This is a genomic window from Rodentibacter sp. (assembly GCF_057314195.1).
Map to the genome: position 1 here is coordinate 37,566 of NZ_DBHLAM010000035.1, position 11,797 is coordinate 49,362.

Annotated in this window: 9 protein-coding genes; 6 read left to right on the forward strand and 3 right to left on the reverse strand. The window is 43.2% G+C overall.

Annotated elements, in window-relative coordinates; all coding sequences use genetic code 11:
- Position 1: 1 nt before the first annotated feature.
- From ACO59Y_RS05415 to gshAB, 5 genes are all read left to right on the forward strand, one after another.
- Positions 2-1,210 carry a hypothetical protein gene (locus ACO59Y_RS05415; protein WP_486131329.1) on the forward strand — a complete coding sequence of 403 codons (1,209 nt, stop codon included), beginning with the start codon at positions 2-4 and terminating at the stop codon, positions 1,208-1,210.
- Entirely contained in the window at positions 1,203-2,084 is an 882-nt protein-coding gene (locus tag ACO59Y_RS05420) for a glycosyltransferase family 2 protein (protein WP_486131330.1), read from the forward strand. The genes ACO59Y_RS05415 and ACO59Y_RS05420 overlap by 8 nt, the downstream gene beginning before the upstream one ends.
- Before the next feature lie 28 nt (positions 2,085-2,112).
- Positions 2,113-2,916 (forward strand): glycosyltransferase family 2 protein, encoded by an 804-nt coding sequence (locus ACO59Y_RS05425; RefSeq protein WP_486131332.1) that lies wholly within the window; start codon positions 2,113-2,115, stop codon positions 2,914-2,916.
- 100 nt (positions 2,917-3,016) lie between these two features.
- Positions 3,017-4,843, forward strand: coding sequence for an excinuclease ABC subunit UvrC (uvrC, locus tag ACO59Y_RS05430; RefSeq protein WP_486131334.1), 1,827 nt, complete (start codon positions 3,017-3,019; stop codon positions 4,841-4,843).
- A gap of 92 nt (positions 4,844-4,935) precedes the next feature.
- Positions 4,936-7,218, forward strand: a complete 2,283-nt coding sequence (gene gshAB, locus ACO59Y_RS05435; protein WP_486131336.1) for a bifunctional glutamate--cysteine ligase GshA/glutathione synthetase GshB — start codon at positions 4,936-4,938, stop codon at positions 7,216-7,218.
- A 63-nt stretch (positions 7,219-7,281) separates the two neighbouring features.
- Here gshAB and ACO59Y_RS05440 read toward each other — a convergent pair whose 3' ends face one another.
- Together ACO59Y_RS05440 and ACO59Y_RS05445 are read right to left on the reverse strand one after the other, a co-directional pair.
- Complete coding sequence (locus tag ACO59Y_RS05440; RefSeq protein ID WP_486131338.1) at positions 7,282-7,638, reverse strand: hypothetical protein; 357 nt, start codon at positions 7,636-7,638, stop codon at positions 7,282-7,284.
- Complete coding sequence (locus ACO59Y_RS05445) at positions 7,628-8,254, reverse strand: DUF1919 domain-containing protein (RefSeq protein WP_486131340.1); 627 nt, start codon at positions 8,252-8,254, stop codon at positions 7,628-7,630. The genes ACO59Y_RS05440 and ACO59Y_RS05445 overlap by 11 nt, the downstream gene beginning before the upstream one ends.
- Positions 8,255-8,439: 185 nt before the next feature.
- Here ACO59Y_RS05445 and ACO59Y_RS05450 point away from each other — a divergent pair, with 185 nt between their 5' ends.
- Positions 8,440-10,710, forward strand: coding sequence for an NADP-dependent malic enzyme (locus ACO59Y_RS05450; protein WP_486131342.1), 2,271 nt, complete (start codon positions 8,440-8,442; stop codon positions 10,708-10,710).
- A gap of 341 nt (positions 10,711-11,051) precedes the next feature.
- Here the strand turns inward: ACO59Y_RS05450 and mglC are convergent.
- A partial coding sequence (gene mglC / locus ACO59Y_RS05455; protein WP_486131344.1) for a galactose/methyl galactoside ABC transporter permease MglC occupies positions 11,052-11,797 on the reverse strand: 746 nt, incomplete at its 5' end.

The window sequence follows — 11,797 nt, forward strand, 5'->3', positions numbered from 1 at the left end:
CATGAGCGCACTTTTTAACCTTTTTTATATTTACGATCCTTGGTTTTTCCATGTGGTGCGTATGTCTGTGGTAGCCGGATTGGCGGCTTTCACCGTATTGGCGTATCGATATTGGAAAAAAACGTCGCCACAAAATTTTCAAGGTTTCGTTGTGCCGATGGACAGTCTCGCCGTATTGATCGGTTTAATTTTATTTAGTGTGATCCCGTTATTAGTAAACGGTACGCGCGATTTTTCTGTCCTTGTCATGTATGTGAAAGAACTGATTTTATTTGTTTTCGGTATCGGCCTTTATAATCTGTTTTATGCGCTGCCAAATGGGCAACAATGTGCGGTACGGGATTTACAAATCGGTGTTGCTATTCAATTTGTGTTAGGCGTGCTGGCGTTGTTCGGCGTATCTTTTGTGGTGGATTTTTTATTATCCACCAATGCGGTGCTGCCTGCGCGTTTCTATGGTTCCGAACAGGAATATCGCCTGTATAATCTGACATCGGCAGCGTTTTTTCAGCTTAGTTTATTCTATTTAATGCTGTTTCATTTCTTGTTGGCGTACGACGCAAAACATAATTCCGTTCCGAGCATCTTGGTATTGTTAATCCTTTGTATTGGCTTGATTTCAGGCAGAACATTTTTATTGCTTTCGGTAGTAAGTATTGCTGTGTATTTCAAGCGACGTTATCTGCCGTCACTCATTGCATTTGTCTCATTGGTATTAGGTTTAGCTTATTTTTTACCATTTAATCCTTATGTGGCTCACGCACTTGAGCCGGTGATTAATTTGTTACATGGTGCCGGTTTTGTGAGTTCATCTACCGACACGTTGATGAAAAATCATTTATTTATGCCGACCTTAAAACAATTTTTAATCGGTGACGGTATGTATATGACGGGCGAGTTGGAAGCAGGGCGTTATTATGGCCATACGGATTCCGGATTTTTGCGCCAAATTTTATACGGCGGTTTGAGTTATGCATTAGTATGCTTTTTAGTGACGTTCTATTTCGTACGCAAAGTAGCATTAAATTGGTTTGACGGTAGTTGGAGATTCATTTTGTCCGCCTTTGTTATTCTCGCCGTCAGCAATGTTAAAGCCGATACCTTCGCCTTTCCGGGTATTATGTTTGTAATGTTGATGTTTTTGTCATTATTTGGCTCGCACGGCAAACAACGAATTTTTTTAACCCCAAAGGAGGTGAAGCATGTTTAGTATTATCGTTCCTTCCTATAATCGAAGAGATGAAATTCCGGCGTTGCTGGACAGTTTAACCCGGCAGACTAATCATGATTTTGAAGTGGTGATTGTGGACGATTGCTCCGAATATCCGGTTGTTGTGGAGCAATCTTATCCTTTTGCGGTGCGCGTGGTTCGTAATCAAACTAATCAAGGTGCGGCGGAAAGCCGCAATATCGGTGCGCGCGTGGCAAAAGGCGAATGGTTGCTATTTTTAGATGATGACGATCGTTTTGCGGATAATAAATGCGCCCGATTAGCCGAGATTATTGCCACTCACATTGACGTTAATTTTCTTTACCATCCGGCGAAATGCGAAATGGTAAACGAAGGTTTTAGTTATCAGACAAATCCGATTGAACCGCAAGAAATCAGCATTGAACGCATTTTACTTGCTAATAAAATCGGCGGTATGCCGATGATTGCTGTGAAAAAATCGTTGTTTCTAAAAATAGGCGGATTATCAAGCGCGCTTCGTTCCCTTGAGGACTATGATTTCTTGTTAAAATTAGTGAAAGAACCGACCTTTAAGCCGTACAAGGTGGATGAAGCGTTGACTTATTGTACTTTTCACACCAAACGTTCCAGCGTTTCGACGGACACGTCTAACACGCAAAAAGCCATTGATTATATTCGCGAACATTATGTGGAGAGCGAGCAACAGGCGCGTAATTTTGCCATTAATGCTCAATATATGCTTGCTTATCCGAATGTGATGAATCTTTCTCGCAAAGCTGCAAAATACTATTTCGCCATTTTCCAAAAAACAAAAAGCGTGAAGCAGTTGCTGATTGCATTAGTCGTGCTAATTTCGCCAAAATTAGCAATTAATTTGAAACGTTTTATGTAATTGTGATGAATAGAAGAGAAGGAAAATAATGAAATTTTCAGTTTTAATGTCCTTATATATTAAGGAAAATCCGGAGTATTTAAGAGCGTGTTTTGCAAGCCTTGTAGCACAAACCCGTCCGGCGGATGAGATCGTGTTGGTATTTGACGGCGCGGTTACGCCGGAATTAGAAGCCGTGGTTGACGAATTTGAATCTCAATTACCGTTAAAATTGGTTAAATTGCCGCAAAATCTTGGCTTAGGTAAAGCGCTAAATGAAGGCTTGTTACATTGTTCCTACGATTGGGTATTTCGCATGGATACCGATGATATTTGTGTGCCGGAACGTTTTGAAAAACAAACGGCATTTATTAATGCCCATCCCGATACGATTATTTTTGGCGGGCAAATTGTCGAATTCGGCCAGAATATAAATGATATTGTTGCCTATCGTAATGTACCAACTGATGCGGTGTCCATTGTGAAGTTCACCCGGAAACGTTGTCCGTTTAACCATATGACGGTGGCGTATCAAAAGCATGCGGTGCTTGATTGCGGCGGCTATGAAGATTTGCAAGAAGATTATTACTTGTGGATAAAACTTATAGCCAAAAATCAGCAAGTGGCAAATTTACCGGATATTCTCGTTTATGCTCGCGTTGGAAACGGTATGGTGGGGCGTCGGCGCGGTTTAAATCATGCCAAAGCCGAGTGGCGTTTGTTTAAATTAAAATATCGTCTCGGTATTCAAGGATTCGTATCGGGTTTATTCACTTTTGCTCTGCGATCCGCCTCTCGTTTACTGCCGACCGCTTTATTGAAAGCGATTTATAACAAGTTTTTGAGAAAATAGATTGCTGTTTCTCTCACCAGAAAGTCGTTCGAATAAGGAACCACTAAATGCGTTTCTTGCTTGTTTGAATATAACGCTACTTCATTAAATTTTATTTTTCATGTTTGATTCAAAAAAATTCCTCGCAGATGTTTCTCATGAGCCCGGTGTTTATCGTATGTATGACGATAAGGAGCAAGTGATCTATGTAGGCAAGGCGAAGGATTTAAAGAAACGTTTGTCGAGTTATTTTCGTGCCAACCTTAGCAGCAAGAAAACCGAGGCGTTGGTGGCGTCGATTCATCATATTGATACGACGATTACTTCTAGCGAAACGGAAGCTTTGTTGCTCGAACACAATTTCATCAAACTTTATCAACCGCGCTACAATGTGTTATTGCGCGACGATAAATCCTATCCGTTTATTTTGCTCACGAAAGAACGTCATCCGCGTATCGGCGCTTACCGTGGCGCAAAGAAAATTGCCGGTGAATATTTCGGGCCTTATCCCCATGCCGGTGCGGTGCGCGAGACATTATCGCTATTACAAAAATTATTCCCCGTGCGTCAGTGTGAAAATTCAGTTTATGCCAATCGTTCACGCCCTTGTCTACAATATCAAATTGGACGCTGCTCCGCGCCTTGCGTATCGGGTTATGTGACGGACGAAGAATATAATCAGCAAGTGGAACTCGCGCGTTTATTTTTGCAAGGCAAAGATCAGCAAGTGTTGGATTATTTAATCGACAAAATGGAACGCGCGAGTCGCGAATTGGATTTTGAACAGGCCGCGCGTTATCGCGATCAAATCCAAGCAGTGCGCTCAGTGACTGAAAAACAATTTGTCGCCAACGAACGTTTGGACGATATGGATATTATGTCTATCGCCTATCAACACGGCTTAGCGTGCGTGCAAGTGATGTTTATTCGTCAAGGCAAAGTATTGGGTAATCGCAGTTATTTCCCAAAAGTACCGGCAAATACGGATCTTTCCGAACTGACCGAAACCTTCGTGGGACAATTTTATCTGCAAGGACATCAAGGACGAAGCATTCCGAATACTATTATTGTGGATCGTAAACTCAGTGCAAAAGCCGAGTTAGAGCAACTTCTGACGGAACAAGCAGGACGAAAAGTGATGATTCAAGAAAGCGTGAAAGGTGATAAAAGCAAATATCTACAATTAGCGCAAGTGAATGCCAAAGCGGCGCTGGTGACTCAACTTAAACAGTCTTCACGCATGTCCGAACGTTATCAAGCCTTATGCGAATTGCTCAATATGGCGGAAATTAAGCGCATGGAATGTTTCGATATCAGTCATACTATGGGCAGCCAAACCGTGGCTTCTTGTGTAGTGTTTAACCAAGAAGGCCCGCTGAAATCTGATTATCGCCGTTTCAATATTGAAGGCATCATCGGCGGCGATGACTATGCGGCGATGGAGCAGGCGTTGAAAAAACGTTATGACCGGGAATTGGAAGAGGAGAAAATTCCTGACGTCATTTTTATCGACGGCGGCAAAGGACAGCTTAATCGCGCCTTGGCCGTGTTTCGCGGACTCAACGTAAAATGGGACAAAAGCCGACCACACTTAATCGGCGTAGCGAAAGGCGTGGATCGTCGTGCCGGTCAAGAAATACTGATTATCAGTAAACAAAACCGTGAAATTCATTTGCCGGACGACAGCCTTGCGTTGCATTTGATTCAGCATATTCGCGACGAAAGCCACAATCACGCCATCAGCGGGCATCGTAAAAAACGCCAAAAAGCCTTCACTCAAAGCGGTTTGGAAACTATTGAAGGCGTAGGTGCCAAACGTCGCCAAGCATTGCTGAAATATCTCGGTGGCTTGCAAGGGGTGAAAAATGCGACATTGGATGAAATTGCTTCCGTGCCGGGTATTTCGCGTAAACTGGCGGAAACGATTTTTGAAACGCTCCGAAGTTAATTTTAAGTCGTTGGCAAACGGCTCAAATTTGTTATTTATTTTCTTGGAATTTCTGACCATAATACCGGCTATTTTTTCAAAAAGGATTTTTTATGAACATTCGTCAACTCATCAAACAGCACCGCATTGAACGCCTATTCCAGCAAGGTACTTTCGGCATTGAAAAAGAAAGCCAGCGCGTTTATGCGGACGGCTCGATCGTCACAACGGAACATCCAAAGACGTTTGGTAATCGCAGTTTTCACCCTTATATTCAAACGGATTTTGCTGAAAGTCAGTTAGAATTAATCACACCGCCGACAAAATCTTTAGAAGACACTATGCGTTGGCTTTCCGCGATTCATGAAGTCGTATTGCGTAGTTTGCCGGAAGACGAATATATTTTCCCGCTCAGTATGCCTGCCGGTTTGCCACCGGAAGAACAAATTAAAGTCGCGCAATTAGAGAATCCCGAAGATGTGGCTTACCGCGAATATTTGGTGAAAAGTTACGGCAAATATAAACAAATGGTGAGCGGTATTCACTACAATTTCCAACTTGATCCGTCTGCCGTTAAAGCGCTTTTTGAGGCGCAAACGGAAGAAAAAAATTTGTTCAACTTCCAGAATAATTTATACCTGAAAATTGCTAAAAATTTTCTACGCTATCAATGGATCTTGCTGTATTTACTTGCTGCCACACCGACTGTGGACGAAAATTATTTTCGCGAGGGTTCGCCGCTGCGTCCACAACAATATGTGCGTAGCTTGCGTTCCAGTCCCTTTGGTTATGTGAACGATCCGGAAATTAAAGTCTCTTTTGATAGCCTGGAAGCCTATGTTGACAGTCTTGAGCATTGGGTGAACAGTGGTAAGTTAATCGCTGAAAAAGAATTTTATTCAAATGTCCGCTTACGTGGCGCGAAAAAAGCACGCGATTTATTGCAAAGCGGCATCCAATATCTTGAATTCCGTTTGTTTGATCTCAATCCCTTTGCCGCTTGCGGTCTTCTTTTAGAAGACGCCAAATTTATTCATTATTTCATTTTATTAATGGCGTGGTTAGAGGATACAGCGGATCAGGAGGCGATAGAACTGGGTAAAGGACGTCTTGCGGAAGTGGCGTGGGAAGATCCGTTGGCGCAAAGCGCGTATTCGGTGGAAGGCGAGCTAGTACTTTTTGAGATGCTTGAAATGCTTGAAGAACTGCAAGCCGATGATGGAATTAAGGCGATTGTAAGGGAAAAATTCACGCAATTTGCCGAACCGTGGAAAACTGTTTGCGCGAATGTCGTGGTTGCCATTGAGAAAGCGGGCGGTTATCAGCAATTAGGCGCGGATATTGCAAAAGGCAATAAACTTCTTGCTTTTGAGCGTTTCTATGCCTTGTCTGCATTCGATAATATGGAACTTTCTACCCAAGCATTGATGTTCGATGCCATCCAAAAAGGCTTAAAGATCGAAATTTTAGACGAGCGCGATCAATTCCTAAGTCTGCAATACGGCGAGCATTTGGAATATGTGAAAAACGGTAATATGACTTCGCACGATAGCTACATTTCGCCGCTAATTATGGAAAATAAAGTGGTGACTAAAAAGGTATTGGCAAAAGCCGGTTTTAACGTGCCGCAAAGCATGGAGTTTAACGATGTGCAAACTGCGGTGGAGAATTTTCCGCTATTTGACGGTCGCGCGGTAGTGATTAAACCGAAATCCACTAATTTCGGCTTGGGCATTACCATTTTTCAACAAGGCGTGCAAAATCGCGAAGATTTCGCCAAAGCGGTGGAAATTGCCTTCCGTGAAGATAAAGAAATTATGGTGGAAGATTATTTGATCGGCACCGAATATCGTTTCTTCGTATTAGGCGATAAAACCTTGGCGGTATTATTACGTGTGCCGGCAAATGTTATTGGCGACGGTGAACATACAATTAAACAATTGGTGGCGATGAAAAATGCTGATCCGTTGCGCGGTGATGGCAGTCGCACGCCGTTGAAGAAAATCGCCTTGGGGGATATTGAAGAATTGCAGTTAAAAGAGCAAGGTTTCACGCCAATCTCCATCCCGCCGAGAGATGTTATTGTTCAGTTGCGTGCAAATTCGAATATCAGTACCGGCGGTGACTCGATTGATATGACTGATCAAATGCACGAAAGCTACAAACGACTTGCTGTCGATATCAGTAAAGCGATGGGCGCGGCAGTGTGTGGCGTGGATTTGATTATTCCCGATTTAACCAAACCGGCTCAGCCGAATTTGCAGTCTTGGGGCGTCATTGAAGCCAATTTTAATCCGATGATGATGATGCATATTTTCCCGTACGCGGGGGAAAGTCGTCGAGTAACGTTGGATGTCATTAATATGCTATTTCCGGAACTGCCGTTGGGTCGTTAAAACTGGCTAAGCAGAATCGAAATTCGCTCTTTCGTTTGAAAGAGCGAATTTTTTTATCGAAAATTAATGGCCGGTGTACGATTTATGCAGAAATAAATGCCCGACATAAGAATTTAGCAAGGGTTCAATGCGGTGCTTTGAGAAGAGTTCAATGCGGTGCTCTAGGGAGAGTTCAATGCGGTGCTCTAGGGAGAGTTCAATGCGGTGCTCTGGGAAGGGTTCAATGCGGTGCTCTGGGAAGGGTTCAATGCGGTGCTCTGAGAAGGGTTCAATGCGGTGCTCTGAGAAGAGTTCAATGCGGTGCTCTGGGAAGGGTTCAATACGGTGCTCTAGGGAGAGTTCAATGCGGTGCTCTAGGGAGAGTTCAATGCGGTGCTCTGGGAAGAGTTCAATGCCGTACCGCATGAAGTTATTTGCCATTAAACCACGTCACATAATCGAATTGATCATAATATTTCACGCCATTCCACCCGGAAAAGGTAAACAAATCGCCTACTTGGTTTTGTTTTTCAAAACCTTTGATATAAAACGCGGATTTAAATTCGGGATAAGGTTTGCGAGTGAACACCACTTTATTTTTGAAGGGCAGTTGATCGAAGGCGACTAAATCTTCATAAGCGATGCCTTGCGCATCGTCTTTGTCGGTCATCATGATAAACAGATTATCCAAATTCATTCGGGCGGAACGCGCCAGCCATTTTTGTTGTGCTTCTTGACTGTTGCGATAGTGCATAAAGTGAACTTTAAGATCGGCTAATTTTGCAACGGGATAAGGTTTTTCGGATTGGATAAAGGTGAGCGATTGTCGTTGATAAAATTCGATATTTTGCAGGTAACGAACGAAATCGTTCGGGCTTAAGTAGAGATTTACGAACGGTGAGTTAAACGGTTCATTTAAATCGTGCAGAATAAAGGCGCCCACACAATTGGCGGAAATTACCGTCATGCCGTGATTTTGTAAACGAGATTTGAGTCGGCGATTGATAAATATTCTTTGTATTTTGTTGATCGCGCTTCTGATTTTTGATAACAGCATAATTCCTCCTAAGGGCGCTATCCTATCGCTTTTTACCCGTCTAATTCAATGATTAATTTTGTTACGAATTGGTGAAAATTTGAGGTTTATCACAAATTTGGGCTGTAAAAATAAGTATAATCGGTGCGTTTTTTCAACCTGATTCTTCATAATCAAGTTTTATTTCACTAGAACGGAGTATTTATATGAGCGAACAATTACGTAAAGCCGCATTGGATTTTCACGAGTTTCCTATTCCGGGAAAAATCGAAGTTACCCCGACCAAATCACTGGCGACGCAGCGTGATTTGGCGCTCGCTTATTCTCCCGGGGTAGCGGAACCTTGTTTAGAAATCGAAAAAGATCCGCAAGCTTCTTATAAATACACGGCGCGTGGTAATTTGGTCGCGGTGATCTCAAACGGTTCGGCCGTGTTGGGATTGGGCAATATCGGAGCGCTTGCCGGTAAGCCGGTTATGGAAGGAAAAGGCGTATTATTTAAAAAATTCGCGGGCATTAACGTATTTGATATTGAAGTGAATGAACATGACCCGGATAAATTAATCGATATTATCGCTTCTCTTGAACCGACTTTCGGCGGGATCAATTTGGAAGATATTAAAGCGCCGGAGTGTTTTTATATCGAACAAAAATTGCGCGAGCGAATGAATATTCCGGTTTTTCATGATGACCAACACGGTACGGCGATTATCAGTGCTGCTGCGATTATTAACGCATTACGTATCGTCGGCAAGGAAATTGAAAAGGTACGCTTGGTGGCGTCCGGAGCGGGAGCCGCCTCTATCGCTTGCTTGAATTTATTATTGTCCCTCGGTATGAAACGTGAAAATATCACCGTTTGTGACTCAAAAGGAGTGGTATATAAAAATCGTGATGAGCGTATGGATCAAACCAAAAAGAATTACGCGATTGATGACAATGGCTGGCGTACCTTGTCCGATGCCATTCCAAATGCGGATATTTTTCTCGGCTGTTCGGCTGCGGGTGCATTAACGCAAGATATGGTAAAAACCATGGCGGCGCACCCGATTATTTTGGCACTGGCGAATCCTAACCCGGAAATTACGCCGCCTGAAGTGAAAGCGGTTCGTCCTGACGCAATTGTGTGTACCGGCCGTTCTGATTACCCAAATCAAGTTAATAATGTACTTTGTTTCCCATTTATTTTCCGCGGTGCATTGGATGTGGGGGCGACAACTATTAACGAAGAAATGAAGCGTGCGGCAGTTTATGCTATTGCGGATCTTGCCCTAGAAGAACAAAACGAAGTGGTAACTTCGGCTTATGGTGGTGAGGGCGCTACTTTTGGCGCAGATTATATTATTCCGCGTCCGTTTGATCCGCGTCTAATCGTCCGCATTGCACCGGCTGTCGCAAAAGCGGCAATGGAATCCGGTGTAGCGGCTCGTCCAATTTCAGATTGGAACGAATATATTGAGAAATTAACCCAATTCGTTTATAAAACCAGCCTTTTTATGCGGCCGATTTTCAATCAGGCAAAACAAGCTCCGCAACGTATTATTATTGCCGAAGGGGAAGAGGCCAATGCGTTGCACGCGACGCAAGAAGTGATTTCTATGGGCTTGGCCAAACCGATTTTAATTGGTCGCCAATCTGTTATTGAAGCGAAAATTAAAAAATTAGGCTTGCGTTTACAAGCCGGTGTGGATTTTGAGATTGTCGACAATGAAAATAACCCGCGTTACGAAGAGTGTTGGAAACATTATTACGAATTAACGAAACGTAAAGGAATCACTCAGGCAATCGCAAAACGTGTGGCGCGTTCTAATACGACCGTATTAGCTTCGACTTTAGTAAGCCTTGGTTATGCTGATGGATTAGTTTGTGGTTTATTTGGTTCTTACGGCAAACATTTAGCCTCAATTCAATACATTATCGGTTTAAAAGACGGTGTGAAAGTACCGGCAACCTTGCAAAGCCTTGTGTTACCAAGCGGTAACGTATTTTTAACGGATACGCACGTAAATACGAATCCGAATGCGGAGGAACTGGCAGAAATTACCTTAATGGCGGCGGAAGAAGTTCATCGTTTTGGTATTGAACCCGCAGTGGCGTTGCTTTCCCATTCTAACTATGGCTCATCGAATGAACTTGGCGCGCCTAAAATGCGTGAAGTTTTAGACTTGGTTAAGTCACGCAATCCTCAATTGATGATTGACGGTGAAATGCGTGGTGATTTGGCTATGAATGAAGCGCATCGTCGTGAAATTATGCCGGACAGCCCGCTCAAAGGCTCTGCCAACTTGCTAGTGTTTCCGAATTTAAGTGCGGCTCGTATTAGTTATAGCTTACTCCGCGGTACTACAACGGCAATTACTATCGGGCCGATTCTTATGGGCGTGAACAAATCCGCACATATTTTAAATCCAAGCGCTTCTGTTCGTCGTATTATTAATATGATTGCGTATGCAGCGGTTAAAGCGCAACAAGACTAGATCTTTTAAAATGTAAAAAGAGCGAGCAGTTGATCTGCGCCCAAAAGTTAGATGGTTATTTAAAGGACTGTGTTCGATTTGTATCGGCTCAGTCCTTTTTAATCTTAATTGGATTCGTTCTTCGTTATAGTAACTTGCATAATTCTTTATTGCCTTTTTTTGATAAATCCATTTTCACTAATAGGCATTGATAGTCAGGCATTTGCAGAGGGAGTTTGGGAAGTTTTGAGAAGTGTGAAAATAGCACCGCATTGAGCCGGATTCAATGCGGTGCTATTTTTAGTGAAGAATTTTTTGCTAAAAAATCCCCCTTAAAACTAAGGGGGCGTGTAAAGGTTTATTTATTTTTTCTTCGCGTATTTCAAGGAGTCAATGGCAACGGCGAGGATAATAATGCTACCTTTAATAATGTATTGCCAATAAGGGTTGACTCCGATGTAAGTCAAACCATAGTTAATTACAGTGAAAATAATCACCCCGGTAATCACACCGATAACCGTCCCCACACCACCGGCGAAAGACACACCGCCTACCACGCAAGCTGCGATAGCATCCAATTCATACATGAAACCGAGGTTATTGGTGGCAGAACCGATACGGCCGGCTTCTAACATACCACCGAACGCATAGAACATCCCGGCAATGATGTAGATCGCAACAAGGTTGCGTGCTACGTTGACACCGGATACTTTAGCTGCTTCTGGGTTACCACCGATAGCAAAAATATTTTTACCAAAGCGCGTTTTGTTCCACATCACCCACACACCGAAAGCACAAATGGCCGCATAAATGGTGATGTAGGAGAGCTTAAATGAACCCAAGCGAATAAAGCCTTGCGCAAAGGTGGAAAAGTTTTCGCTGAAACCGGCAATCGGGGAGCCGCCTACGGCATCGTAATAAAGGGAGTTGAAACCATAAACGATAATCATGGTACCCATGGTGGCGATAAACGGCGTCACGTTTAAGTAAGCGATCACCAAACCATTGATTAAGCCAATAACGGCACCGACAGCACAAACGGCAAGGATAACCACCGGAATTGGAATTTCACCGAGGTCAGGGAAAACACGGTTCATGTTTTCCATGG